The sequence below is a fragment of the Litoreibacter albidus genome, from assembly GCF_900107015.1.
Classification (GTDB): Bacteria; Pseudomonadota; Alphaproteobacteria; order Rhodobacterales; family Rhodobacteraceae; genus Litoreibacter; species Litoreibacter albidus.
Window position 1 is genome coordinate 350,889 of the sequence record NZ_FNOI01000001.1, and the last position, 26,546, is coordinate 377,434.

At 58.7% G+C, this 26,546-nt stretch carries 25 protein-coding genes; 14 read left to right on the plus strand and 11 right to left on the minus strand.

Annotated features, from left to right (window positions below):
- Positions 1-29: 29 nt before the first annotated feature.
- Positions 30-1,583 carry an alanine/glycine:cation symporter family protein gene (locus BLW66_RS01775; RefSeq protein ID WP_089944086.1) on the minus strand — a complete coding sequence of 518 codons (1,554 nt, stop codon included), beginning with the start codon at positions 1,581-1,583 and terminating at the stop codon, positions 30-32.
- 10 nt (positions 1,584-1,593) lie between these two features.
- A complete protein-coding gene (locus tag BLW66_RS01780; protein WP_089944088.1) occupies positions 1,594-2,031 on the minus strand; it encodes a universal stress protein in 438 nt (145 codons plus the stop codon).
- A gap of 380 nt (positions 2,032-2,411) precedes the next feature.
- On the opposite strand from BLW66_RS01780, the gene BLW66_RS01785 reads away from it, so the two are divergent.
- Both BLW66_RS01785 and BLW66_RS01790 read left to right on the plus strand, forming a co-directional pair.
- On the plus strand, positions 2,412-3,677 hold the full coding sequence (locus BLW66_RS01785; protein ID WP_089945623.1) for a lipoprotein-releasing ABC transporter permease subunit: 1,266 nt from the start codon (positions 2,412-2,414) through the stop codon (positions 3,675-3,677).
- Positions 3,670-4,353 (plus strand): ABC transporter ATP-binding protein, encoded by a 684-nt coding sequence (locus BLW66_RS01790; protein WP_089944091.1) that lies wholly within the window; start codon positions 3,670-3,672, stop codon positions 4,351-4,353. The genes BLW66_RS01785 and BLW66_RS01790 overlap by 8 nt, the downstream gene beginning before the upstream one ends.
- On the opposite strand, the gene BLW66_RS01795 is transcribed toward BLW66_RS01790, so the two are convergent.
- A complete protein-coding gene (locus BLW66_RS01795; protein ID WP_089944095.1) occupies positions 4,350-5,297 on the minus strand; it encodes an alpha/beta hydrolase in 948 nt (315 codons plus the stop codon). The two genes, BLW66_RS01790 and BLW66_RS01795, sit on opposite strands and share 4 nt — an antisense overlap.
- A complete protein-coding gene (locus BLW66_RS01800; protein WP_089944098.1) occupies positions 5,294-5,581 on the minus strand; it encodes an SCP2 sterol-binding domain-containing protein in 288 nt (95 codons plus the stop codon). The genes BLW66_RS01795 and BLW66_RS01800 overlap by 4 nt, the downstream gene beginning before the upstream one ends.
- An 82-nt stretch (positions 5,582-5,663) precedes the next feature.
- Here BLW66_RS01800 and BLW66_RS01805 point away from each other — a divergent pair, with 82 nt between their 5' ends.
- The 5 genes from BLW66_RS01805 to BLW66_RS01825 all read left to right on the plus strand — a co-directional run bounded on the left by BLW66_RS01805 (position 5,664) and on the right by BLW66_RS01825 (position 10,594).
- Complete coding sequence (locus BLW66_RS01805; protein WP_089944101.1) at positions 5,664-6,224, plus strand: tetratricopeptide repeat protein; 561 nt, start codon at positions 5,664-5,666, stop codon at positions 6,222-6,224.
- A gap of 45 nt (positions 6,225-6,269) precedes the next feature.
- Complete coding sequence (locus BLW66_RS01810) at positions 6,270-9,020, plus strand: helicase-related protein (RefSeq protein ID WP_089944105.1); 2,751 nt, start codon at positions 6,270-6,272, stop codon at positions 9,018-9,020.
- Between the two features lie 70 nt (positions 9,021-9,090).
- Positions 9,091-9,471 (plus strand): RNA-binding S4 domain-containing protein, encoded by a 381-nt coding sequence (locus BLW66_RS01815; RefSeq protein ID WP_425283318.1) that lies wholly within the window; start codon positions 9,091-9,093, stop codon positions 9,469-9,471.
- Positions 9,472-9,522: 51 nt separating this feature from the next.
- Positions 9,523-9,861, plus strand: coding sequence for a ferredoxin FdxA (gene fdxA / locus BLW66_RS01820; protein ID WP_089944108.1), 339 nt, complete (start codon positions 9,523-9,525; stop codon positions 9,859-9,861).
- Between the two features lie 217 nt (positions 9,862-10,078).
- A complete protein-coding gene (locus tag BLW66_RS01825; protein ID WP_089944111.1) occupies positions 10,079-10,594 on the plus strand; it encodes a CarD family transcriptional regulator in 516 nt (171 codons plus the stop codon).
- 61 nt (positions 10,595-10,655) lie between these two features.
- Here the strand turns inward: BLW66_RS01825 and cobS are convergent, their stop codons facing one another.
- Positions 10,656-11,426, minus strand: a complete 771-nt coding sequence (gene cobS / locus BLW66_RS01830; protein ID WP_089944113.1) for an adenosylcobinamide-GDP ribazoletransferase — start codon at positions 11,424-11,426, stop codon at positions 10,656-10,658.
- Positions 11,427-11,506: 80 nt separating this feature from the next.
- Here cobS and cobT point away from each other — a divergent pair, with 80 nt between their 5' ends.
- Positions 11,507-12,514 carry a nicotinate-nucleotide--dimethylbenzimidazole phosphoribosyltransferase gene (cobT, locus tag BLW66_RS01835; protein ID WP_089944117.1) on the plus strand — a complete coding sequence of 336 codons (1,008 nt, stop codon included), beginning with the start codon at positions 11,507-11,509 and terminating at the stop codon, positions 12,512-12,514.
- Here the strand turns inward: cobT and BLW66_RS01840 are convergent, their stop codons facing one another.
- Positions 12,515-14,386 carry a cation:proton antiporter domain-containing protein gene (locus tag BLW66_RS01840; protein ID WP_089944119.1) on the minus strand — a complete coding sequence of 624 codons (1,872 nt, stop codon included), beginning with the start codon at positions 14,384-14,386 and terminating at the stop codon, positions 12,515-12,517.
- Between the two features lie 124 nt (positions 14,387-14,510).
- On the opposite strand from BLW66_RS01840, the gene BLW66_RS01845 reads away from it, so the two are divergent.
- Complete coding sequence (locus BLW66_RS01845; protein WP_089944121.1) at positions 14,511-14,912, plus strand: hypothetical protein; 402 nt, start codon at positions 14,511-14,513, stop codon at positions 14,910-14,912.
- Here the strand turns inward: BLW66_RS01845 and kynU are convergent.
- Positions 14,905-16,098, minus strand: a complete 1,194-nt coding sequence (gene kynU / locus BLW66_RS01850; RefSeq protein ID WP_089944124.1) for a kynureninase — start codon at positions 16,096-16,098, stop codon at positions 14,905-14,907. The two genes, BLW66_RS01845 and kynU, sit on opposite strands and share 8 nt — an antisense overlap.
- Before the next feature lie 10 nt (positions 16,099-16,108).
- On the minus strand, positions 16,109-16,861 hold the full coding sequence (locus tag BLW66_RS01855; protein ID WP_089944125.1) for an SDR family NAD(P)-dependent oxidoreductase: 753 nt from the start codon (positions 16,859-16,861) through the stop codon (positions 16,109-16,111).
- A gap of 193 nt (positions 16,862-17,054) precedes the next feature.
- On the opposite strand from BLW66_RS01855, the gene BLW66_RS01860 reads away from it, so the two are divergent.
- Together BLW66_RS01860 and BLW66_RS01865 are read left to right on the plus strand one after the other, a co-directional pair.
- Positions 17,055-18,629 carry a Re/Si-specific NAD(P)(+) transhydrogenase subunit alpha gene (locus tag BLW66_RS01860; RefSeq protein ID WP_089944128.1) on the plus strand — a complete coding sequence of 525 codons (1,575 nt, stop codon included), beginning with the start codon at positions 17,055-17,057 and terminating at the stop codon, positions 18,627-18,629.
- A 15-nt stretch (positions 18,630-18,644) separates the two neighbouring features.
- A complete protein-coding gene (locus tag BLW66_RS01865) occupies positions 18,645-20,078 on the plus strand; it encodes an NAD(P)(+) transhydrogenase (Re/Si-specific) subunit beta (protein ID WP_089944131.1) in 1,434 nt (477 codons plus the stop codon).
- Positions 20,079-20,177: 99 nt separating this feature from the next.
- On the opposite strand, the gene BLW66_RS01870 is transcribed toward BLW66_RS01865, so the two are convergent.
- Positions 20,178-20,483 carry a hypothetical protein gene (locus tag BLW66_RS01870; protein WP_089944134.1) on the minus strand — a complete coding sequence of 102 codons (306 nt, stop codon included), beginning with the start codon at positions 20,481-20,483 and terminating at the stop codon, positions 20,178-20,180.
- Positions 20,484-20,805: 322 nt separating this feature from the next.
- Between BLW66_RS01870 and yghU the strand changes: the two genes are divergently transcribed.
- The 3 genes from yghU (at position 20,806) to BLW66_RS01885 (ending at position 24,530) form a co-directional block, all read left to right on the plus strand.
- Entirely contained in the window at positions 20,806-21,663 is an 858-nt protein-coding gene (gene yghU / locus BLW66_RS01875; protein WP_089944136.1) for a glutathione-dependent disulfide-bond oxidoreductase, read from the plus strand.
- 248 nt (positions 21,664-21,911) lie between these two features.
- Positions 21,912-23,084, plus strand: a complete 1,173-nt coding sequence (locus tag BLW66_RS01880) for a type III PLP-dependent enzyme (protein ID WP_089944138.1) — start codon at positions 21,912-21,914, stop codon at positions 23,082-23,084.
- A 165-nt stretch (positions 23,085-23,249) separates the two neighbouring features.
- Entirely contained in the window at positions 23,250-24,530 is a 1,281-nt protein-coding gene (locus tag BLW66_RS01885; protein WP_089944141.1) for a DUF3422 family protein, read from the plus strand.
- Positions 24,531-24,594: 64 nt separating this feature from the next.
- Here the strand turns inward: BLW66_RS01885 and BLW66_RS01890 are convergent, their stop codons facing one another.
- Positions 24,595-25,500, minus strand: coding sequence for an ABC transporter permease (locus tag BLW66_RS01890; protein ID WP_089944144.1), 906 nt, complete (start codon positions 25,498-25,500; stop codon positions 24,595-24,597).
- Positions 25,501-25,508: 8 nt separating this feature from the next.
- Positions 25,509-26,534, minus strand: a complete 1,026-nt coding sequence (locus BLW66_RS01895) for an ABC transporter permease (protein ID WP_089944147.1) — start codon at positions 26,532-26,534, stop codon at positions 25,509-25,511.
- Between the last annotated feature and the right edge of the window lie 12 nt (positions 26,535-26,546).

Below are 26,546 nucleotides of genomic sequence, written 5' to 3' on the forward strand. Positions count from 1 at the left end.
GCCCCGCTCCAGTTTGCGTTTAGGTCAACTCAGTGCTCGAATTTCCTGATCTCACCTGACTTGAGGCGCGCGGCGTAGGAGGCCAGCTCTGTGCGCACCAGCTTCATCAGGAAGTAGAGGCAGAAGATGTTGACCACCGCCATGGCGAAGATCGCCGCGTCGGAGAAGTCGATTACTGGGCCGAGCGATGCCGCTGCGCCGATGACGATAAAGACGCAGAAGATCAGTTTGAACACCAGCTCCGTCGTCTTGCCCTCGCCAAACAGGTAGGTCCACGCCTTCAAGCCGTAGTAGCTCCAAGAAATCATGGTTGAGAAGGCGAACAGTACCACGGCAATGGCCAAGACGTAGGGGAACCAGCCGATGGCGGACCCGAAGGCGGCGGAGGTCAGCGCGACACCACTGTTACCATCTACCGTTGCGATGGCGCTGCCCGCATCATTCAGCACGTAGTTTCCGGTGGTCGGGTCGATGATCAACTGTTGCGAGATCACGATAACCAACGCGGTCATGGTGCAAATCACGACGGTGTCGATCAGCGGCTCCAAAAGGGACACGAAGCCCTCGGTGATGGGCTCTTTGGTCCGCACTGCGGAGTGCGCGATGGCGGCAGAACCAACACCCGCCTCGTTCGAAAAGGCGGCCCGTTTGAAGCCTTGGATCAGCGCACCGACCATGCCGCCAGCAACGCCCAGACCGGTGAAGGCCCCTGCGAAGATCTGGCCGAAGGCCCAGCCTATTTTGTCGTAGTTCACCAACAGGATAATCAGCGCCGCGCCGACATAGAGGATACCCATAAGAGGCACGACCTTCTCGGTGACGCGTGCAATGGACTTCACGCCGCCCACGATCACGACGAAGACGACAGCGGCGAAGATGACGCCTGTGATCCAGCCCGGATACTCGCCCACAATGCCTGATATCTGCGCGTGGGCCTGATTGGCTTGGAACATGTTGCCACCGCCAAGTGCGCCCAGAATACAAAAGACCGAGAACAGGATGGCTAGGATTTTCCCACCGGGAAGGCCCAGCTCCGTAAAGCCCTTGGAGATGTAGTACATCGGCCCACCGGAGACGCTGCCGTCGGGGTATTCGTTGCGGTATTTCACGCCAAGCGTACATTCGGTGAACTTTGACGCCATGCCCAGAAGACCCGCGAGGATCATCCAGAATGTGGCCCCCGGGCCACCGATACCCACGGCCACTGCAACGCCTGCGATGTTGCCAAGGCCCACGGTGCCGGAGAGCGCCGTTGCGAGCGCCTGAAAGTGGCTCACCTCACCCGCGTCGTTCGGGTCGGAGTAGTCGCCTTTGACCAGCCCGATCGCGTGACTGAAGAAGCGAAACTGTACGAAGCCAAAGTAGATGGTGAAGATTGTTGCCGCGATCACCAGCCACATCACGATCCACGGGAAGGCTGTGCCGGGAAGTGGGGCGAAGATAAAGCTGACGAACGGGCCTGTGGCTGCCGCGAAGGCGGCGTTTACACGGGCGTCGAGGCCTTCGGCCTCTTGTGCCAGCGCGGGGCCAGCGGCAGCCATGAGCAAAGCAGCAGAGGCTGCGAGGTGTTGAATACGTTTCATGTCAGCCCCCTTAGTTGACGACTGTGACGGGCACGCTGGCCTCCATCACAAGGTTTGCGGTTGAGCTGCCGAAGATGCGCTTGGACAGACCGGATTCCGTGGAGCGCCCGACGATGATCTGTGACGCGCCGGTTTCCTTGGCGATACTGTTCAGTGTGTCGGCCACGTTGCCGTGCCGAACCCGCCCGCTGGCATTCAGGCCACTGTCCGACAGGGACGCAACGGCAGGGGCGACGACGCGTTCATTCGCGGTGGAGATTTCCTCCTCGCGCCGTTTATGGCGCTGCGCGTTTTCTTCGGCGGTTTGGAAGGAATAGGGCGACCACTCAATAACATAAACCACGAGCAATTCGCACGCGCCAATCTGGGTCGCCAGAGTTTTCGCAAATTCAAGCGCGCGATCCCCCGAGCTGTGCCCGTCTAGGCCGATAACCAATTTCGTTGACATAGTACTGTCTCCCATTGCGACCGCCCATCTTGTGTTTCGCGCGTTGGCAAGAGACGTATAACTTCTAATTTGAAGGCCTAAGCGCGTATTAGCGGTCAAGTTTTTCTATTGTCTCTCACCTGCAAGCTTAGACGATTATGCGTAAAAACCACGACAAATCCGGCGAGACGGGCGTGAAAAGCGTCAATATTGGGACCGAATTCGTCCGAAGGTGACGCGGGGGCAGGTTCGGCGTGCGCGCGAGGCTCGGCGGCGAGCCGCCGTCATAGGCTTGACCCGCCAAGGCGATCAGCGCAAATGTGACGACAAAATCGAGCAGGAGAGCGCAGTTGAGCAACAGCAGCCCCACCTCTACCACCCCGTTTGCGGGGTTTGAATGGATGATCGCATGGCGCTACTTGCGCGCTAAACGCGCCGAAGGTGGCGTGTCTGTCATGACATGGATCAGCCTGATCGGCATCACATTGGCGGTGGCCGCGTTGATCATCACCTTGGCCGTGCGGTCTGGCTTTCGCTACGAATTCGTAGACACGATCTTGGGCGCGAACGCCCATGTCACCGTGTATTCGTCCGGTCAAACCAACGACGCGGGGACTTTCGCGCAGGTCATTCAAGACTATGACGGGCTGACCGCCAAGATGGCCGACGCGCCGGGGGTTGTACGTGCGGCACCCCTCGTGAAAGGGCAGGTCATGGCGGCAGCGCCCGCGGGCGGCAATGCCGCGGCGGAGGTGTTTGGCATCCGTGCGCAAGACCTGTCCTCCGTGCGCCGCGTGGCGGAGCCGGAGCAACGCCTTGGTGATCTGGCGCAATTTGGCGTGGCGAACAACGGTATGACCATTGCTATCGGCTGGGGCGTTGCGCGCAGCTTGGGTGTATCAGTCGGCGACAAAGTTAAGCTGATTTCGCCAAATGGCACGAAGACGGCATTTGGCACTTCACCACGCATCGTGGCGTTTGAGGTGGTCTATGTCTTCCAAGTGGGCCGCTACGACATCGACCGCACACGCGTCTACATGCCGTTCGACAAGGCGCAAGAATACTTCAACCGTGAAGGCGTTGCGGACGAAATTGAGGTTATTCTTGATGACCCCGAGAACGTTGGCACGCACGAGCGCGACCTGCTGGCGGCGGCCGGTGACGGTGCGTTGCTTTGGACGTGGCGTGACAGTTCGGGCGCGTTCCTGAATGCGCTGGAAATGGAAGACAACGTGATGTTCCTGATCTTGTCGGTGCTGGTGCTAATCGCGTCGATGAACATCGTCTCTGGTTTGATCATGTTGGTGAAAAACAAGGGCCGTGACATTGGCATTTTGCGCACCATGGGCCTGTCGGAGGGCTCCGTGTTGCGGGTGTTCTTTATTTGCGGCGCGTCTATTGGCGTGATTGGCACCATCTTGGGGATGATCCTTGGGTGCCTGTTTGCTATCTACATCGACCAGATTTTCGGGCTCGTGAACTGGGTCGCTGGCGGTGGCGTTTGGGATCCGTCCGTGCGCCTGATCTCCAAGCTACCGGCGCGATTGGAGTGGGGGGACGTGGTGTCCGCCATTTCGCTTTCGCTGTTCCTCAGCTTTGTCGTCACCATCTTTCCGGCCCGCCGTGCGGCCCGCATGAACCCAGTGGAGGCCCTGCGCTATGAGTAACGCGGCATTACTGCTCGACGGGGTCGAGAAAGTTTACAACCAAGGCAAACCCAACGAGATCGCGGTTTTGCGCGGTGTGCATCTGGAGGTCTCGCCGGGTGAGGTGGTCGCCATGGTGGCACCGTCTGGTGCGGGCAAATCGACCCTACTGCATATGGCGGGGTTGCTCGACACACCGGATGCGGGGCGCGTCACCATTGCGGGCGATGATCTGAGCGGCAAAAGCGACCGCGCGCGGACGGCGGCGCGGCGCTCCAAGATCGGCTTTATCTACCAGTTCCATCACCTGCTGCCGGAATTCACAGCCTTGGAAAACATTGTGCTGCCGCAACTTGCCGCTGGCGTGCCGAAGGGTGAGGCACAAGAGCGTGCGCTTGATCTGCTTGGCAAGGTGGGGGTTGCTGCGCGCGCTGCGCACCGTCCGGGCGAATTGTCAGGCGGGGAGCAGCAACGGGTTGCGTTCTGCCGTGCTCTGGCAAACCAACCGGGTTTGCTGTTGGCGGACGAGCCGACCGGCAACCTAGACCCGGGCACCTCCGATCAGGTGTTCGACGCGCTGATGACGCTGGCCCGCGACACTGGCTTGGCGGCGCTGATCGCCACGCACAACCTAGAGTTGGCGGGACGAATGGACCGTGTGGTGCGGTTGGAAAACGGGGTGTTGGTGGACGCTTAGGCGTCCTCTGACGCGCCCAAAAACAGCTCTACAGTCGCGTCATAGACATCGGCCTGCACGTCGGGCCGATCCATGACAACCTCATGCTCCGCCCCGTCAACGAGGCGCAGTTCTCCGGTGTTCCACCGCGCCATGCGGTCGTGAACGGCTTTGGTGTCTACGATGCGCTCGTTCGTGCCTAGGAAGGTGATCGTCGGCACATTGGGCGTGGGGCTTAGCGACAGGGCGCGGCATTCTTTCAAGGCCTCGTTCAGCCAAGCCATCGACGGCCCGCCAAGGGCCAGCTCTGGATGCGCAATCAACTGGTGTCGCATCTGCGCGTACATGTTCTCGTCTCGGGTCAGCAGGTTACCCTCGAACGGCTGCACCATCACATAGGACTGCCCAGTGGTACCAGGGGCTAGAAGTTTCTCGAAGTTGGTCTTGCGCGACAGGGTCGACAATGCCCAACCCGCGCCGCGCCGAACCGGATCAAGCGATATGCCCCACATCGGGCCGGTGAACACGGCGGCATCGACGGGCAAGCCGTTCATCAACGCACGTAGGCCGATGCAACCGCCCATGGAATGCGCGAACAGGCCCGTTGGATCGGGCAGGTCTAACTCCGGCAATGCGGCAAGAACGGCATCAATATCTTTTTGGTATTCTTGGAAATCGTCGACATGGCCGATTGCAGCGTTGTCCAGCGCACGGTCGGCAAGTCCTTGGCCGCGCCAGTCAATCGCAACCGTAGAGAAACCGCGGTCCTGAAAACCTTGGGCCGCGGCGCCGTATTTCTCAATAAATTCCGTACGACCGGGAAACAGCAGCACGGTACCTTTGTCCCCGCCGCCCCAAACGCCAATGCGGATACGAACACCGTCGGAGGTGGTTAACCAGTAGGCAGAGCCGCCGTCTGGCCCATTCGCAACATCAGCGTGAAAGGGGGCAGGGGTTAAGCTCACGACAGGACCGAGCCGAGCTTCATGGCTGTGCCCATGTCACCGTCAACGGTGAGCTTGCCGCTCATGAAGGCTGCAGTGGGATTCATTTCGCCGCTCAGGATTGCCTCGAAGGTTTCGGCGTCTGCCGTCATCGTGCATTCCGCTTCGTCGTCGCCCGCGCGTACACCGTCGCCGTCAACCATGATCGCACCTTCGTCCTCGATCACGAATTTTACGGAGCCGTCAAAGCCGCCGTCCATTTTAGCTGACAAAGCAGTTACGGCTTGGTTAATTACGTCGCTCATGAAGAGTTCTCCTGAAAAAGTGATGGGACGGATGCCTGCACCTTTTGATTTTTGCAAATCATCCGCTAGAGTTAAAGGCGTTATGGTAGTTTCCCGCACAGTCCTCAATATTTTCGTTACGGCATTTCTGTCGGTTTCCGTTTTCAGCGTGCCAAGTCTGGCAGATGAGACGAAGCTGGACGGGTTGTACGATCAGCTAAGCGCGCCCGATTTGGAAGATCCGCAAAGCGTCGAGCGTCAGATCTGGGCGGAATGGTCGCGGTCGGGCTCTGCGTCGATGGACCTGTTGCTGTCGCGAGGGCGACGCGCGATGGAGAACGGTGATTTTGCCAAGGCAATTAACCACCTGACCGCATTAACCGACCATGCGCCGGAATTCGCCGAAGGCTGGAATGCCCGTGCGACGGCGTTTTTCAATGCCGATGAATACGGGCTTTCAATCGCTGACATCCAGCGCGCGCTGGCGCTGAACCCACGCCACTTCGCCGCGCTGCAAGGATTGGGGCGTATTTTGGAGGAGTTGGACCGCAAGGAGGATGCACTTGCGGCGTATCAATCTGCGGCCGCTATACATCCCCAGCGTGAGGGCCTAAAAGAGGCCATCGAGCGGTTGGAGAAAACGATCTCCGGCCAAGACATCTAGACGGCTGGCCGGAAACTTCCGGCCCCCGAACTCTAAGGGCAAGATATGAGCCAACAGGCACGCGTCACTGCGGTTCTTGGCCCGACCAACACTGGCAAAACCCACTACGCTATCGAGCGCATGCTGGCGCACCGCACCGGCATTATCGGCCTGCCGCTGCGGCTTCTGGCGCGCGAGGTTTACGATAAGATTGTGGCTCTGCGTGGTCCGTCCGTTGTGGCGCTGATCACCGGCGAGGAGCGCATTGTGCCGGACCGTGCCGCCTACTGGGTGTGCACGGTGGAGGCGATGCCGGAGGGCATGGGCACGGATTTTCTGGCGATTGACGAAATCCAGCTGTGTGCCGATCCGGAACGCGGGCATGTCTTCACGAACAGATTGCTGCGCTCTCGCGGTCAGCTGGAGACGTTGTTCATGGGGTCCGACACCATGAAAAGTGCCATCGCCGCTATGGAGCCGAAAGCGCAATTCATGCGGCGTGAGCGATTTAGCGAATTGACCTATACAGGTTCGAAAAAGATAAGCAGACTGAAGCCGCGCAGCGCCATCGTCGGCTTTTCTGTTGAAAATGTGTATGCCATTGCGGAGTTGATCCGCCGCCAAAAAGGTGGCTGCGCCGTGGTTATGGGAGCGCTTTCGCCGCGCACACGTAACGCGCAGGTGGAGATGTACCAAAACGGGGACGTCGACTATCTGGTCGCCACAGATGCGATCGGCATGGGGCTGAATCTTGATGTGAGCCATGTCGCGTTCTCGGCTTTGTCAAAGTTCGATGGGCGCCGCATGCGCCGCCTTATGCCCAATGAATTGGCGCAGATCGCGGGCAGGGCGGGCCGCTACATGCAGCCCGGAACCTTTGGCGTGACAGGAGAGGCTTCTGATTTGGAGCCGGAGGTGGTGGAGGCGATCACATCCGCTCGGTTTACGCCGATCAAGAAGCTGCAGTGGCGCAACGACCGGCTTGAATTCGGATCGATCGGGCGTTTGCTGCAAAGCCTGGAGATGCGCACCAATGACGACTGGCTGAGCCGCGCCCGCGACGCCGATGACGTGATCGCGCTGAAGTCCCTGCGTGATGTGGCGCAAGTGGACGCCCGTGTGTCCACGCCCCATGACGTGAAGCTGTTATGGGATGTGTGCCGGATACCGGATTTCAGGGGAATCAGCCAAGGAGAGCATTCCGCCTTGCTGGAGGCGATTTTCGGCTATTTGCACGACAAGGGTGAAGTTCCGCGCGACTATATCGCCGGCCAAGTTGCCCGTATCGACCGCACGGACGGCGGCATTGACGCGCTGTCCAAGCGGTTGGCTTTTATTCGCACTTGGACCTATGTCGCGCAGCGCAAAGGCTGGGTGCAGGACGAAAGCCATTGGCGCGGGGAAACCCGTGCTGTAGAAGACCGCCTGTCAGATGCGCTTCATGGCGCGCTGACGCAAAGATTTGTCGACCGGCGCACATCCGTGTTGTTGCGGCGGTTGAAGCAGAAGGAGAGCCTCGTGGCTGACGTAAACGACAAGGGTGAAGTGACGGTTGAGGGCGAGATGATCGGCCGTCTTGATGGGTTCCGGTTTCGGCAGGATCAAACCTCTAGCCCAGACGAGGCAAAGATGCTGCGCCAAGCGGCGCTGGCGGCTTTAACACCGCACTTCAACCTGCGCGCTGATAAATTCTACAATGCGCCGGACACTGAGATGGATTTCACCGAGCAAGGTGGATTGATGTGGGGTGAGATGGCCGTTGGCAAGCTGGTGAAAGGCGCGTCTGCGTTGAAGCCGGATGTTGAAGCCTTCGTTGACGAAGAAGCTGGCGCCGATGTTGCCGAGAAGGTCAAACGCCGCTTGCAGCACTTCATTGACCGCAAAGTGACTGCGGCGTTTGAGCCGATGATGGCGCTGTCGAACGACGAGACACTGACGGGCCTTGCAAAAGGCTTTGCGTTTCAGATGTCAGAAGCTCTGGGCGTGCTGCCACGTGACGCGGTTGCCAACGATGTCAAAGCGCTGGACCAGGAGGCGCGCGGCGCGTTGCGCAAGCACGGCATTCGTTTCGGCCAGTTCACAATCTTCATGCCCCTGCTGTTGAAACCCGCCCCGACGCGTTTGCGTTTGGTGCTTTGGTCGCTGCAAAAGGATCTGGCCGAGTTCCCCGAATCCCCGCCACCTGGTTTGGTTACTGTTCCTGCAGTTGTTGACGCGCCTGAGGGATATTATACGCAAGCTGGCTACCGTCTAGCGGGTGACCGCGCGATCCGTATTGACATGCTAGAGCGCTTGGCCGACCAACTGCGTGCGGAAAACAGCCGTGGCGGATTTGAGGCCAAGGCCGATATGCTCTCGATCACGGGGATGACGCTGGAGCAGTTCTCTAATTTGATGACGGGTTTGGGCTATAAAGCCGAGAAGGCAGAGCGCCCGAAGATCAAAGCGGCCCCCACAGTGTCTGCGCAGGAAAAGACGTCACCAGCCGAAGACGCGGCAGCGGCTGTAGCCGAGGGTGCGTCAGATGGTAAGGCTATTGTAGACGCTCCCGCCGAGGCAGAAAACGCTGCGCCGGAGATGGAGGTGTACTACACCTTCACATGGGGCGGACAAGGGGCACGCAAACCGCGCGAGGGCGCGCGTCCGCAAGGTGACGCACGTGGTAAAGGGAAGCCCGGCGGTAAACCGAAGGGTAAGGGCGGCGCGCGTCGCGACGCAAGCGCGAAGACCTACCAAGCCCGACCGCCAAAGAAAGAAAAGGCAATCGACCCCGATAATCCGTTTGCGGCAGCCCTGATGGGGCTGAAGAAAGACTGAGCGGTTCATTTGGACAAAAGTCTCCAAGAGACTTTTGGGAAAACTCTGATACAGAGTTTTCCGTGCAGCGATGCCGCGCGTGATGTCAGAGACGCTTAGAATAGATAAGTGGCTCTGGCATGCGCGGTTTTTCAAAACCCGCACGCTGGCGGCCAAACAGGTGACCAGTGGGCATGTTCGTGTGAACGCGGGAAAAATCGACAAAGCAGCCTATAAAATCGGGGCCGGGGACGTTCTGACCTTCGCCCAAGGCGATAGAATAAGAGTGGTCGAAATCTTGGCCTGCGGTACACGGCGCGGCCCCGCCCCCGAAGCGCAGACCCTCTATTTGGACAAAACCCCAGCACATGTGTCCAAGCCAAAAGCGTTCGGCGCGGACCGCGTTGGTGGGCGTCCCACGAAGAAAGATCGGCGCAGTCTTGATCTTTCACGGGATCGTGGCCTTGAATGATCCGTCCCTGAGGCTTAGGACAATCGCGATAAGAAAAATCGGACACCGCACATGACCTATATTGTCAACGACGCCTGCATCGCCTGCAAATACACAGATTGTGTTGAGGTTTGCCCCGTAGATTGTTTCTATGAGGGTGAGAACATGCTGGTGATCCACCCTGATGAATGCATCGACTGTGGTGTATGTGAACCCGAATGCCCCGCAGATGCCATCCGTCCGGACACCGAGCCGGATATGGAGAAATGGGTCGAGTTCAATCGCAAGTACTCGGAAATGTGGCCTGTTATCATTACCAAGAAAGATCAGTTGCCAGAAGCCGAGGAACGCGACGGCGAAGAAGGCAAGTTGGAAAAGTACTTCTCTGAAAAGCCCGGCGAGGGCGGCTAAAGGGATTAGCTTCTCGCGTTAATCCGGCGCTGAAATCGGCATGACTTCCGATATGCCCGATTCTGTGTTATGGTGTTCTCAACGAATGGGGAGCACCCACGCTATGTTTCACTCGGGTGCTTTAAATCAAACAGGGTCTAGGATTGACCGGAGACGCTTCTCCGGCCCGTCTTTTTCGCTGTTTTAGAAGGGCGTTCCCAGTTGGGAATGAATATGTATGAGCAAGAAGAAACAAGACTTTAGTGCGAATGAGTTCGTGGTGTATCCGGCGCATGGCGTTGGTAAAGTGATCAATGTCGAGACCCAAGAAGTTGCCGGTATCGAGCTGGAGCTCTTTGTTGTTGCGTTCGAGAAGGACAAAATGACCCTGCGCGTTCCGACGCACAAAGCCATCGAAGTCGGCATGCGCCCATTGTCGTCGCCTGATCTGGTTGGACAGGCATTCAAAACCTTGAAGGGCAAAGCACGTGTTAAACGAGCGATGTGGTCACGCCGTGCGCAGGAGTATGAGCAAAAGATTAACTCCGGCGACTTGATCGCCATTGCTGAGGTTGTGCGCGACTTACACCGTCATGGCGACCAGCGCGAGCAAAGTTATTCGGAACGTCAGCTGTATGAGGCTGCGCTGGAGCGTCTGACGCGTGAGATCGCAGTCGTGCAAGGCAAGGATGAGCCGTCTTCGATGAAGGAGATCGACGATGTGCTGGTGAGCCGGACAGTCTCGGCGGCTTAAACTGCCCAAAACTGTTAATTTTTAAAGCCGCTCGCCATCACTGGCGGGCGGTTTTTTTGTTCTAGAGAACCAAAGTACATACCGTCGCGAGCATGGTGATCTCCGTCACTTGCTGTGTCGCACCCAGAATATCGCCCGTCTGCCCGCCAATTTTTTGCCGTGCCAGCGCCGCGCAGCCAAGTAGTGTCGCGCCCGCAATGATGAGCAGCCAAATCCCCGAGAGCCCAAACCCGAGTATAGCGCCTGCCGCAGCAATTGCGGCTGCTATGCGGGGGCCAGTTTTTCCGGGACGGCCCGTGAGGCTGGAAAGCCCTGATGCACGGGCATTGGGCAATATGTTCATCACATATGCCATCGCCGCCCGTGATGTCATCGCGGTGACAAGGATCGGGGTCCAAAGCCATCCGGCGGAGAGCAGTGCCGTTAGGGCGCTCCAACGCAGCGTGAAGCCGGTAATCAACGCGATGACACCGTATGCGCCGATATGGCTGTCTTTCATGATATCCAACCGGCGCGCGGGATTCGCGCCGCCCCAGAAACCGTCTGCGGTGTCGGCCAAGCCGTCTTCGTGCATGGCGCCTGTCAAAAGGGTCAAGCCCAGCAGGACCAGGGCGGCGACCATGCCTGCGGGAAGCCCGAAGGCTTGCGCAAGCGTTCCCAAAAGGCAGGCAATCACGCCCACGATGAACCCCGCAAGGGGATACGCCCACGCGGCCAGCGCCGCGTGGCGCGCGTTATCCCAGTCCCGCGCGGGCAGGGGAAGTCGGGTCAGAAGGCCAAGCGCCACCCAGATATCTTCAGGCTTGGCGGGGGTCGTGTCGGTATTGTCCATTAAGTGACGCCGTCATTCGCTTGTGTTCGGGACCCTCAGGGGTAAACAGGTGCAACGGTTTTTACAATTGCGAGCGTCTGATGTCCCAGTTTTCCACCCTCACCGAATTTGCGCATGTGTTGGCGAAGCTACCGGATGCCGACTTAGCCGCTTGCGATGGGGCCGAGCAGCGCAACGGGCAGTTGACAAAACCGCCCGGCGCATTGGGGCGGTTGGAAGAGCTTGCAATCTGGTATGCGGGCTGGCGCGGTTCCGCGCGCCCGACACTGGAGGCCCCACAGATAGTTATTTTCGCGGGCAACCACGGGGTGTGTGCACAAGGCGTGTCGGCATTCCCGTCTGAAGTGACGGTGCAGATGGTCGCAAATTTTGAGCACGGCGGCGCAGCTATCAATCAATTGGCGAAGGCTTTCGGTGCGTCCATGACGGTACATGCTTTGGAGTTGGACAGGCCCACCGAGGATTTCACCAAGGCCCCCGCGATGAGTGAGCGGGACTGCGTGACCGCGCTGCAAACGGGGTGGGACGCGGTTGATCCATCGGCAGACCTGCTGGTGACCGGCGAGATGGGGATTGGCAACACGACGTCGGGCGCGGCCCTTGGGGCTGCGCTGTTTGGCGGCGCCGGTGAAGACTGGGTTGGCCGCGGTACCGGCGTTGATGACGCGGGGCTGGCCAACAAGGCACGGGTTGTCGACGAAGGTTTGGCGCTGCACGCCTCGCGCGATCCCTTAGAAATCTTGCGCTGCATGGGTGGTCGAGAACTCGCTGCCATGGCGGGGGCAATTGCGGCCGCACGGGCACACCGCATTCCCGTTATCTTGGACGGGTTCATTTGCACGGCCGCAGCCTCTGTTTTGGAGAAAACGCAGTCCGGCGCGTTGGATCACTGCGTGGCGGGGCATCTGTCCGCAGAAGGGGCGCATGGTAAGATGCTGGAGGGCCTCGGTAAGGAGCCGCTTCTGTCGTTGGGATTGCGGCTTGGCGAAGGGTCAGGGGCGGCTGCCGCCATTGGGGTGTTAAAGGCCGCAGTCGCATGTCACTCTGGAATGGCGACCTTTGCGGAGGCCGGGGTTAGCGACGGCTGATTACTCAGCCGCCTCAGGTTTTGAGAGGTTGGAGAGCAGTTCGATCTCGAGGTCGCGGTTCAGCTCTTTCGCCCGCTCTAGATAAGCCTCGTTCTCGCTGACGGGGATGTCGGGATCCCACAACTCGGCCAAGTCAAGCATCGCATGGCGGTCCATGCGGAAGAAGGCGACCTCCTGCTCATGGGCCTCGTGATCGGTCAGGCCCATCTCTTCCAGTACATACCGGCCAGCGCGCAGAGAGCTGTCGAACATTTCGCGCACGATTTTGTCGGCTCCCGCCTGATAGAGTTCGAACATGTGAACGCGGTCGCGAGCACGGCCAATGATGGTGAGGTCCGGACGCTCGCGGCGGGCGAATTTAACGATTTTTGTCGCGGCCTTCGGGTCGTCGACTGCCACCACAAGTACCTTTGCCTCGGACAGGCCAGCCGCATGTAACATCTCGGGGCGGGTAGGGTCGCCAAAGTAGCCCTTAAAGCCGAAGCGGCGCATCAGTTGGATAAGGGGTAAGTCGTGGTCCAACACGGTCGTCTGGAAGCCGGAGCTTTGCAGAAGGCGGTTCACGACCTGCCCGAACCGCCCGACGCCTGCGATGATAATCGGTTGCTGCTCATCTATATCGTCTTGGGGGACGTGCTCGCGTTGTTCTAGGAAACGATGTTGCAGCTTGTCGTAGGCGATGAACAACAGCGGTGTCAGCAACATGGAAAGCGCGACCACCAGCAAAATGGTTTCCGACATCTCTGTCGGGAGGACATTGTTCTGCACGGAGAAGCTCGTCAGCACGAATCCGAATTCACCGGCCTGTGCCAAACCCAAGGTGAACAACATACGGTCACGCCCTTTGATCTTGAACAGAAGCGCAAGCGCAAAGAGGACGCCCGCCTTGATTGCCATAACGCCCAGCGTCAGGCCGAGGATCACGAGGGGCGCGCCCATGAGAACGTCGAAATTGATGCCAGCGCCGACGGTTATGAAGAACAAACCCAGCAACAGGCCTTTGAATGGCTCAATGTCGGCGGCCAGTTCGTGGCGAAACTCGCTGTTAGCCAAAACCACACCCGCAAGGAACGCTCCTAAAGCTGGCGAAAGGCCAACCAGCACCATCAAAGCGGCGACGCCGACGACAATGAGCAGGGCCACAGCGGTATACATCTCGCGCATGTGCGCGCGGTGGACGTAGCGAAAGACGGGGCGGGTGGTGTAATGCCCGCCGATCACGATTAAAATGATCGCGCCAAGGGTGACGAGCGTGACCCCCCAACCTGGCAACCCGTCGAGCATATGCATGACGTCACTGGCTGCGCCTAAGTCTTCGCTGCCGTGCCCCCCGTCTGTTGCGGCGCGGTTGTTCAAACCGGGCCATGTCAACAAAGGTACCAGCGCGAGCATGGGGATGACGGCGATATCTTGCGTCAGCAGAACCGAAAAGCTGGATCGACCGCCGTTGGTTTGCATCAGGTTCTTTTCGGTCAGCGTTTGCAGCACGATGGCGGTGGACGACAGCGCGAAGATCAAGCCAATTGCCAAAGCACCTTGCCACGGCACAGCCATCAGCATTGCAGCGCCCGACACCAGCACCGTGGTTAGACCAACCTGTAGCCCGCCAAGGCCCAATAACCTGTGGCGCATATTCCATAGAGAGCGCGGCTCCAGCTCCAACCCGATGAGGAACAGCATCATCACCACGCCGAACTCCGCGAAGTGCTGCAGGCTTTGCGTCTCCGACCCGACCAGCCCTTCGAGCGGCGCGATCATAATGCCAGCTGTGAGGTAGCCCAAAACCGACCCCAGCCCCAAACGCACGGCCAAAGGCACGGCGATGCAGGCAACCAAAAGATAAAGGGTCGAGGCGAATAGAAAGGAATCCATAAATATATCCAGCTAGGGACGCCTCAGCAGAAGACGCTATTTTCAAGATCGGGTCTACGCAAACTATAGCAAGATTTGCGACTTGCACGTGGTTTAAGGTAAGCCATCGCCAAAGGAGACAATGATGCTGGCCTCAAATGATATTCCTGACGCCATTTTCCAAGTGTTTGCCTCTATGCCAGCCGATGTGGCGACGACGTTGCGTGCGGCGCGCCTAGATATCTTACGTGCTGCAGCGGCTTCGAATGAGGTCGGGCAGTTGGACGAGACCATGAAATGGGGGGAGCCAGCCTACCTGACGTGTGCCCCAAAAACGGGCACCACATTGAGATTAGGTCTCATTGGCGGGCAGGCAGCTGTCATGGTGCCTTGCAGCACCGCGATTATAGACGACGCCCGCGCCATCTTCGGCCCTTTACCGGAGTTGTCCGGAAAACGCGGGCTGGTTTTAGGCGGGCAGCGGCAGGTGTTCAACTATGTCGTCGACGCGGCACTGCACTACCATCTGCGCAAGCGCGTTAAGTGACGCGGGAGCGCACCTTGTAGGCGTCACGGTCCCACAAGCGCCCGTCCATGATATTTTGCAGCGCCGTGACGGCGTTCATGATGTCAGCCTCACCAACATAGAGTGGCGTGATGCCGAACCGCAAAATATCCGGCGCGCGGAAGTCCCCGATAACGCCGTGGGCGATCAATGCCTGCATGATGGCGTAGCCTTCCGGATGGGTGAAGGACACTTGGCTGCCGCGCTGCGTGGCGTCACGTGGGGAGGCGAGTTTCAACTCCGGACAGCGGCTTTCCACTTCGGTGATGAACATCTCAGATAGTTCAACCGCGCGGGCGCGGACGTCGGCCATGTCCACCATATCCCAGACATCCAACGCCGCCTCCAACGCTGCCAATTGGATGACCGGTGGCGTGCCGACGCGCATCCGTTCGATCCCTGCGCCGGGTTGATAGTTGAGATCAAACGCGAATGGGGATGCATGTCCAAGCCAGCCCGACAGGGCAGGGTTCACCAGATCAGCATGGCGCGGTGCGACGTAGATGAAGGCAGGCCCGCCGGGGCCGGAGTTCAGATATTTATAGCTACAGCCCACTGCGAAATCTGCGTTGGCGGCCGCGACATCGACGGGCACCGCCCCTGCGGAATGCGCCAGATCCCACATCGCGATAGCACCCGCATCGTGAGCCAGCGCGGTCAGCCGCGCCATATCGTGCATACGGCCCGTCCGGTAATCGACCTGCGTGAGCATCATCACCGCGATGTCGTCGCCAAGCGCAGCTTCAACGTCTTCCGGCTCCACAATGCGCAGCTCCAAATCACGGTCCAGCGTACGAATCAAACCCTCAGCCATATACAAGTCAGACGGGAAGTTTCCGCTGTCGGACAAGATCACCTTACGGTCCGGATTCAGCTCCAACGCGGAGGCAAGGGCCTGATACACTTTGATCGAAAGCGTGTCGCCCATCACCACGTGGCCAGCCTCTGCTCCAATCAGCTTTGCAACACGGTCCCCAACGCGGGAGGGTTGCTCCATCCAGCCGGCTTTGTTCCAACCGGTGATCAGCAATTCGCCCCATTGATCGCGGATCATCGCGTCCACACGCTCTTGCGCGGCATAGGGCAGTGGACCAAGAGAGTTACCATCCAGATAGGTCATGCCCTCCGGCAGGTGAAATAGGGCGCGGGTTTTGTTGAAAATGTCCATAGGGTGTTCCTTAAACTTGGCCGCCTGCGATTTCGATTGTTTGCCCGTTGACCGAGCCTGACCCCGCCCCGCACAGCCACACGGCAGCGGCGCCGATTTCATCGGCATTGATCAGGCGTTTGTGGCGGTTGGCACGCACCATCGTGTTCAGCGCGTCTTCCTCCGACAGCCCCGCGCGGGTCGCGATGTCAGCTGTGTTGCGGGTGACGATTTCGGTGTCAACGTAGCCCGGGCAGAGTGCGTTAAAGGTGTAGGGTTTGCCCATGTAGTCCTCGCTCAGCCCGCGGATCAATCCGATTAGACCGTGCTTCGAGGCAGTGTAAGCGGGCGCGCCCTTCAGGCCGCGTACGCCTGCGATGGAGGACACCGCGATGACGCGGCCCCAATCCGTGCCAAGCATTGAGGGTAGGCACGCTTGTATCGTGAGCATGGCCCCATCAAGATTGGTCGCCATGGTGCGCCGCCAAAAGTCGAGGTCCATTTTATGGAGGCTTCGGCCCTCGGCGATCCCTGCGTTTGGTACGCAAATCTGGATCGGACCACGGGCCGCGACAGCAGCGTCCACGCCGTCGAAAACCTGATCCGTTTGGGTGACGTCCATCACAAGCGGGTGCAGATGGTCAGTTGCAACACTTTGCAAAACCTCCATGCGTCGCCCCGTGATGGTGACATCTGCGCCAGCCGCCGCCAATGCGTTCGCTATCGCCAGCCCGATGCCTGTTCCGCCACCGGTGACGAGTGCGTGTTTCCCTGAAAGGTCCATGTGCTCCCCCTGTTATTTGAGGGGTACCCTAACGCGGCTGTGCCGGACGTCTAGAGCGACATTTTCTTGCGTTGTGACGTTACGTCCATGCAGTATACTTTCGTATACTGCGTCTGCGACTTGTGAATCTACCAAAGCGACGATATTGACCTGACCTGTGTATTAAATTCACTTTGACGATGGGGGACCCTCAATGAAAATCGGGGCACCGAAGGAAACTTTCGAGGGCGAGGCACGCGTTGCCATGACGCCCGAATCCGCGCTACAAATACAAAAACTTGGCCACACCTGTGTCATCGAGACCGGTGCGGGCGCGATGGCCGGCTTTTCTGACAAGTCTTACAAAGACGCGGGCGTAGAGGTCGTCAAGACCGCCGCCGCATTGTGGAAGGCCGCCGACGTTGTCGTCAAAGTGCGCCAACCCAGCGAGACGGAAAGCAAGAGGCTGCGTGACGGGCAAACCCTGATCTCCTTCTTTAACCCTGCCGCCAACGAGGCGGGCATGGAAGCCGCCAAGAAAGCCGGTGCCCGTGTCATCGCGATGGAAATGGTTCCACGCATCTCGCGCGCGCAAAAGATGGACGCTCTGTCGTCCATGGCAAACATCGCGGGCTACCGCGCGGTGATCGAGGCTGGCAATAACTTTGGCCGCTTCTTCACAGGTCAGGTGACGGCCGCTGGTAAAGTGCCACCTGCCAAGGTCTTGGTGGTCGGCGCCGGTGTCGCAGGCCTTGCCGCCATTGGTACCGCGACATCGCTGGGTGCCATTACATACGCCTTTGACGTTCGCCCCGAAGTGGCAGAGCAGGTCGAGAGCATGGGAGCCGAGTTTGTCTTCCTCGATTTTGAGGAAGAGCAGGCGGACGGCTCCGCTTCGGGCGGTTACGCGTCCGTGTCATCCCCAGAATTCCGCGAAGCACAGCTTGCGAAGTTCCGCGAGTTGGCACCTGACATTGACATCGTGATTACCACGGCTTTGATCCCGAACCGAGAAGCGCCGGAGCTTTGGACTGAAGACATGGTCGCCGCGATGAAGCCGGGCTCCGTCATCGTCGACCTTGCGGCAGAGAAGGGCGGCAACTGTAAGCTGACCGTCATGGACGAGAAGATCGTCACCGACAACGGCGTGACAATTATCGGCTACACCGACTTCCCGTCACGGATGGCCGCACAGGCGTCTACGCTTTATTCCAACAACATTAGACACATGTTGTTCGATCTTACGCCGGAAAAAGACGGTGTGATCGATCACGACATGGAAGACGACGTAATTCGTGGCGCGACGGTGACCTTCGATAAGGAGATCACATTCCCGCCACCACCACCCAAAGTGGCAGCGATTGCAGCCGCGCCGAAAAAGGCCGCTGTCCCAGAACTGACAGCAGAAGAAAAAGCCGCCAAAGAAGTCGCGGACTTCAAACAGCAAACCAAGACGCAGGTGACTTTGATTGCCGTAGGTGCCGCGCTGCTGCTGGCCGTGGGCCTCGTGGCCCCCGCCAGCTTTATGCAGCACTTCATCGTGTTTGTGTTGTCGGTGTTTATCGGTTTCCAAGTGATTTGGGGCGTGGCGCATTCGTTGCACACACCGCTGATGGCTGTGACCAACGCCATCTCCTCCATCATCATTTTGGGGGCGTTGATGCAGATCGGGTCGGGGTCGTTCCTCGTGGTTTTGCTGGCGGCGCTGGCGGTCTTCATGACTGGCATTAACATTTTCGGCGGCTTCCTTGTGACACGGCGCATGCTCGCCATGTTCCAGAAATCGTAGGTAGGGGTAGAGATCATGGAATTCGGATTTACCACCGCGGCTTACGTAGTTGCCGCTGTACTTTTCATCTTGTCGCTTGGCGGACTGTCCGGCCAAGAAAGCGCGAAACGCGCTGTTTGGTATGGTATCGCGGGGATGGCCTTGGCTGTTGCTGCAACCCTTGTCGGCCCGGGCGCGGGCTATTGGTTCTTGTCGCTGCTGCTGATCGCGGGCGGCGGGGCAATCGGTTACCAGCTGGCGACCAAGGTCCAAATGACCCAAATGCCCGAGCTGGTGGCAGCGATGCACTCACTCGTTGGTCTGGCAGCGGTGTTCGTGGGACTGATTGCGCACATCGAGTTGGGCCGCGTGATGGCCATGGGCGAAGCAGAGCGCAACGCGCTGGAAGGCTTCGCGGGATTGCTGGCACATAAGTCGGGGGTTGAGGTTTCGATCCTGCGAGTGGAGCTGTTCTTGGGCATCTTCATCGGCGCCGTGACGTTTACCGGCTCCGTCGTCGCTTACGGTAAGCTGGCGGGCAAGGTGGACTCGGCTGCGACCAAACTGCCGGGTGGCCACATGCTGAACGCGGGTGCCTTGGCGCTCTCCGTTATCTGCCTTGTTTGGTATTTCAACACGGGCGGCTTCTTCCCGCTGTTCCTGATGACCTTGGCGGCGCTGTTTATCGGCTACCACCTGATCATGGGCATCGGCGGCGCGGACATGCCTGTCGTCGTGTCGATGCTGAACAGCTACTCGGGCTGGGCCGCAGCGGCGATCGGCTTTTCACTTGGCAACGACCTGTTGATCGTCGTCGGGGCACTGGTTGGCTCCTCCGGTGCGATCCTCAGCTACATCATGTGTAAGGCGATGAACCGCTCTTTCGTGTCGGTTATTCTGGGCGGCTTCGGCGGCGCAGCGGGCCCACAGATGGCGGTTGAGGGGGAGCAGGTTGCGATTGACGCGGACGGTGTCGCTACGGCGTTGAACGAAGCAGATAGCGTGATCATCATACCAGGTTACGGGATGGCCGTGGCGCAAGCCCAGTCGGCGGTCGCGGAACTGGTGCGCAAGCTGCGCGCGCAGGGTAAGACTGTGCGCTTTGCAATCCACCCAGTTGCCGGGCGCTTGCCGGGCCACATGAACGTCCTGCTGGCGGAAGCTAAAGTCCCCTATGACATCGTGATGGAAATGGACGAGATCAACGAGGATTTCCCAGACACGGACGTCGCTATCGTGATCGGGTCCAATGACATCGTGAACCCTGCGGCGCAGGACGATCCGAACTCGCCTATCGCTGGCATGCCGGTTCTGGAATGCTGGAAAGCCAAGCAGGTGTTTGTGTCCAAACGCGGTCAAGGCACGGGTTACTCGGGTATCGAGAACCCGCTGTTCTTCAAGGACAACACGCGGATGTTCTACGGGGATGCGAAGGCATCGCTGGACAGCCTGTTGCCTAAGATCGACTAGACGGGCAGGGCTGACACCTACGACTGACATGAAAACGGGCGCTCCAATCGGAGCGCCCGTTTTTGTTTCGTGGACCGGCGATGGCCGGCCCAAGTAACCTTAGTTAGAAGCGGCTGCTTCTGCTGGGCTGTCCATCGGCGCGGTTTTGCGCAGTGCGATCAGCTTATTCATGCGTGTCTCATCGTCCATTTCGAAGAACACTGTGCGCTCGGCGGCGCTCATGTTGCCCAAGGCGAATTTGATCTCGGCGGCGGTCACGTCACCTGTGGAGGTTTCCTCGACCATGCGTTCAGCTGCGGAGCTGTTGGACAGAGCGAAGTACTCTTCTGCGTTGATAGATGTTTCGGCGAAAGCAGGTGCTGCAACGGTCATTGCGAGTACTGTCGATGTGAAAAACTTGGTCATGGTGTATCTCCTGGTTCTTTTCTGATGCACTGGAATTTGTTTCAAGCGCTGTATGAGGAGACAACGGCGGGCTCTGCTAGAATGTTCCCAGTTTATTTTCGAAGGGCAGGGTGGGGGCGATAGTATGCCGGGAAGTTTACGAGCACTGATCCGCCTAGCTGGGTATGCTTTAAGTCGCTGTAAAATATACCAGTAAGGCGTTCTTGGCCTCATGGGCTTGACCGCAAATTCCGTGACAACTTTGCCCCTTAATCTTTTTCGGTTTGCACCTGCGGCTGCAACGGGGTTTGGTACGCGCAATAGTGAAAAGGAAGGGAATTCAATGACCCAAGAGTATACCCCACCCAAAGTCTGGACATGGGAAGCTGAGTCCGGCGGCACATTTGCATCCATCAATCGCCCCGTCTCCGGCCCGACCCACGACAAGGATTTGCCGGTCGGTAAGCACCCTTTACAGCTATACAGCCTTGCCACGCCAAACGGGCAGAAGGTCACAATCATGCTGGAGGAGCTGCTGGCCCTCGGGCACAAAGGCGCGGAATATGATGCGTGGTTGATCAACATCGGGGAGGGCGATCAGTTCTCAAGCGGTTTCGTTGACGTGAACCCGAACTCCAAGATTCCGGCCCTGTTCGATACCAAGTCCCTGACGAGGGTTTTCGAGAGTGGCTCCATCTTGTTCTACCTCGCGGAGAAATTCGGGGAGTTCTTACCCACGGACGTCGAGAAGCGGACCGAATGCATGAACTGGCTGTTCTGGCTGCAAGGGGCAGCGCCGTATCTTGGTGGCGGGTTTGGTCACTTCTATGCATATGCACCGACGAAGCAGGAGTACCCGATCAACCGTTTCGCGATGGAAGTGAAGCGTCAATTGGATGTGCTCGACAAGCACTTGGAAGACAATGAATACCTCGCAGGCGACACCTATTCGATCGCAGACATGGTCACCTGGCCTTGGTACGGGCGACTGGTGCAGGGTGAGGCCTATAACGCTGGCGAATTCCTGAGCGTACATGAGTACGACCATGTTCTACGCTGGGAAAAGCAGGTGTCGGCGCGTCCAGCGGTGCAACGGGGGCAGATGGTTAACCGGACCTCTGGGCCGCTTGAAGGGCAGCTGCATGAGCGCCACGATGCAAGTGACTTTGACACCAAGACACAGGATAAGCTTCAAGGCTAATCCATGCATGTAAGCGGAAATTTGCCCCGTCACACCGGCGGGGCACTTTTTTCGTTTAACGTAAATTTTTTGATTGCTTCGACTCACATTGTGGTCGATACGACGCAAATAGACGCCAACGCACGCGCCTCTGGCCTGTAGCAGTTTACGCAACACGTGTTTACGTAGCGACGGTAACGTCTCCCCTTGGAAGTGAGCGGTCTCGCGCGGGTCTATCCCGTTATGGCCGGGTCTATTTGGAGATGACCATGACTGTACAATTCTCGGACGCGCACGCGTCCGCCCGTCCTGTTATTCCTAATCGTCTGGATGCATTCGTTGCATCTCAAGAGTTTGATCGCCCAACATTGGTCATCGACACTGAACTGGTTGCCCAGCAATACCGCGCGTTGAAAGCCGGTCTTGGCCGCGCGGACATCCACTACGCCGTCAAAGCCAACCCAGAGCGTAAGGTCATCGAGACCCTGATTAACCTCGGCTCTCACTTCGACGCGGCTTCGCGCGGCGAGATTGAACTATGCCTTGGTCTGGGTGCTGACCCAGCGGATATTTCGTTCGGCAACACCATCAAACGCCCGTCTGACATTGCGTTCGCTTACGCTGCTGGCATCACGCTGTTCGCGGCCGATGCTGACGAAGAGTTGGAAAAGATCGCGGAACACGCCCCCGGTGCGCAGGTCTACATCCGCTTGATCGTAGAGGTATCGCAGGCTGATTGGCCATTGTCGCGCAAGTTTGGTTGCGACCGTGACACTGCGCTGCGCCTGCTTGATTACGCAAAAGAGCTGGGCCTGGCCCCTGTTGGCTTCTCGTTCCACGTGGGCTCGCAAACCCGCAAAGCGGATATGTGGACCCCTACGCTGGACGCGCTGGCGCTGATCTGGCACGCGGCACAGGATGCGGGCCACAACCTGAGCATGCTCAACATCGGCGGTGGTTTCCCAGCATTCCACGGCGAGGCCATTGAGGCCCCGACGGCCTATGCTGCGGCGGTGATGGCGCAAGTGACAGAGCGTTTCGGCGATGTCCCCCGCATCATGGCAGAGCCCGGCCGTGGCATGGTCGCGGAGGCTGGCGTTATTGTGGCAGAGGTTATGCTGGTGTCACGCAAGTCCGATCGCGACATGCACCGCTGGGTCTATCTCGACATTGGCCGTTTCTCAGGTCTGGCCGAAACAGAAGGCGAGGCGATCCGCTACCAGTTTGAGACTGCGCGTGACGGTGACGAATGTGGCCCTTGTGTCATGGCGGGGCCAAGCTGCGACAGCGCGGATGTGCTTTATGAGAAGCGCCCGATGCAACTGCCGCTGACTTTGAAATCCGGCGACCGTGTTCTGATCCGCAATACCGGAGCCTACACATCGTCGTATTCCTCCATTGGTTTCAATGGCTTCCCGCCACTTGCGGTTGTAACCATCTGAACCAGTTGCACGCTCCGGAGGCGGGAGGCTTCGGGGCGTGTTTATCTGTTCGGATAATAGTGTATGCAATTGCATGCCGATAAGTATCTGATTTAGATGAAAAAATTGTTTCAATAGGGCGCATTGCAGCATAGCCTTGAGTGATTGTCACTTACGGTTAGTTCTATGTCCCCTATCGAAGATCACCCGCTCCGTTACGCTTTGGCCAACGAGTTGCACGCGCGCCCGTTTCCATCACTGGACGCACCATGTGGCGCGATATTTCTGGCCATCAAGCGACCAGAGCAACCCGAAGCGCACGAGGTCGACGCAGGGCGAGCACATCTTACGCAACTGCTGGACCGCTACGGTGCTCCGCACCCTCAACCTGGTGCGACGCATTGGTTCGGGGAGGTTGGCAAATTTAAGCTGAAGTGGGAGCAACACACCGAGTTCGTGACCTACACGCTGTTTACCCCCGCGCTGGAGGACCGCCCTTTCGACCCCAAAGCCTTTCAGGGGTTCCCCGACGAGTGGCTTGCATCCGCGCCGGGGCCACGGATTACATCCGCTCTCATTAGGGTGGAAGGGGATCCCGGACCCGCAGAGATCACCAAACGTGTCGACGGGTGGTTCGTCCCAGAAAGCCTTGCTGTTAGCAAGGTATTGGACGGGGCTGCGACCATTGCCACGGATTTTCGCATTGATGTCGCGGGCCACATGCGGCTTGCGATTTTCGTCGGTGACGTCACGGGGGAGCGGCGCATCGGGCGGATCGTGCAACGCCTGTGTGAGATCGAGACCTACAAAAGCATGTCGATGCTAGGCTTGGCCCGAGTGCGTGATCTGGGGCCGCGTATGCGCGATCTGGACACCACTTTAACGGCATTAATGTCGGCCATGACCGAGGGCGGCACGAACGCGGAAGACACGCTTCGCGAGCTTCTCGTGACTTCCGCAGAGTTGGAAAGCCTGCTGGCGCAGTCGTCATTCCGGTTTGGGGCCACGGGGGCTTACGAGGCGATTGTGAACCAGCGCATTGATGTTCTGCGTGAACAGCGTTTCGAGGGGCGACAGACCTTTGCCGAATTCATGATGCGCCGCTTTGATCCGGCGATGCGGACGGTCAAAGCGTCGGAGCGGCGGCTGCAAACCATGGCCGAACGCGCCATTCGTGCGGGCGATCTGCTGCGCACACGGGTGGATGTGGAACGCTCCGCCCAGAACCAGAAGCTACTGGAAAGCATGGATAAGCGCGCCGATCTGCAACTGCGCCTGCAAAAGACGGTGGAGGGGCTATCGGTCGTGGCCATCAGCTATTATGCGGTCAACCTCGTGCTCTACATGGCGCAGCCAGCCGCCTATGCGGTGGGAATACCCAAGCTGGTGCTCGCCGCCGTTACGACCCCCGTGGTCGTGCTGGCCGTGTGGTGGATGGTTCACAGAATTCGCGAAAAGATGGAGTAGGGGGCTTGGCGCCCAAAATGAAAAGGCCCGGTGCAACACGCAATCGGGCCTTTTTTGTGCGCGACTACCGCCCGCGGATTTTCGGGTCCAATGCGTCCCTTAGCCCGTCGCCCATGTAGTTCACGGACAACACTGTCAGTGAGATCGCTAGGCCCGGCCACATGACCCGCTCCGGGTATTGTTGTAGGTAGTCGACGCTATCGAACAGCAGGCGGCCCCATGTCGGGAAGTCCGGCGGGAACCCAAGGCCAAGAAAGCTGAGGGCGCTTTCGGTGATGATCGCGTTGGCGATACCCAAGGTCGCGGACACCATGATCGGCGATAGCACGTTCGGTAGAATGTGGCGGATGATCATGCGGCGGCTTGGTGTCCCAATGGACCGCGCGGCCAGCACAAATTCACGTTCTTTGATAGCAAGCACATCCCCGCGGACGATCCGCGCGGTTTGCATCCAAGAGGTCGCGCCGATGGCCGACACCATTAGGATGAAAATCCCACCCTCAGGTCCGAACGCTGAGTTCAGCTTGTCGCGAAACAGCATGATGATAACCAGCAGCAGCGGCAACAGTGGCAAGGCAAGGAACAAATCCGTGGTCCGCATCATAATGCCGTCCAGCTTCTTGAAGTAGCCTGCGACAACGCCGACCAGCGTGCCAAGCCCCAAGGCCAGAGCCATCGCTGTCAGGCCAACAGCCATCGACACGCGCCCGCCAGCCATCATGCGCGCGAAGGTATCGCGGCCCAACTGGTCGGTGCCCATAGGGTGGGCGAGGCTAGGGCCCTGATTGCGGGACCGGATGTCGATGTGGGTCGCATCAACGCCCCACAACCACGGCCCAAAAATCACTCCTAGAATGATAAGTATGAAGAAGACGGCGCCGATAAGCGCGCCTTTATGGGTTTTGAACTGGTCCCAAACGTCCCACCATTGGTTGCGGGGCGGGGCAGTGATCTGCGTGGTATCAGTCATAGTGGATCTCAATCATATCTAATACGGGGGTCCAGAATGCCGTAGAGCACATCGGCAATCAGGTTGAAGAGCACGATCAGGATCGCGAAAATGAAGGTCAGTGTTTGCACCGTTGGCACGTCGCCGCCTTGGATGGCGATGATCAGCAGTTGGCCGAGGCCGTTAACCTTGAACACTTGCTCCGTAATGATTGCGCCGCCGAAGATCGACGGGATCCCAAGGGCGATCACCGTGACCACGGGGATCATGGAGTTGCGCAGCACGTGAACCAGCACAACGGTCTTTTCCTTCATGCCCTTGGCCCGCGCTGTGCGCACGTAATCTTGGTTCAGGTTATCGAGCATGGATGCCCGCGTGAAGCGCGATATCTGCGCGGTGATCTGCAAGGCCAGCACCATCACCGGCATGATCATCTGGCGGAATTGGAACTTGAAGCTTTCCCAGTCCGTGACCTCATGGGTGGTGTCATAAATCGACGGCAGCCAGAAATAGCTGTCGCTCGGGATCATCACGGAGAATAGAACGATCACCAGAACGCCGGAGAAGAACGGCGGCACGGAGAAGCCGATCATCGACACCAGCGTGCCCATTTGGTCGAAGACGGAATATTGCTTGTACGCCGATATAATACCGATGGGCAGCGCGATGAGGGTGCCGACCAGATAGGCGGTGCCAACTACCATCAAGGTCTGCGGCATGCGCTGCATGATCAGGTCCATAACGGGCGAGCGGGTTTGGTAGGAGATCAGGCGGGTTTCCCCAGCGGTGCCCAAGTCCCAGCCGAAAGCGTGTTCCAGATAGATGCGCGGTTCCAGCCAGAAGAACTGCTTTAACCATAGGCCGTATTGCACAATCAGTGGTTTGTTGACCCCAAGTGCCTCGCGTATTTGTTCGCGCACTTCGGACGGGATCGTGAGGGGCAGATTGCCAGTCGGGTCGGACGGGCTGAGTTTCACGATCATGAAGATCACGAAAGAGATGAACAGAAGCGTCGGGACCGTTAGGATCAGCCGGCGGATCGTGAAGGTGAACATATAGCGACGCCT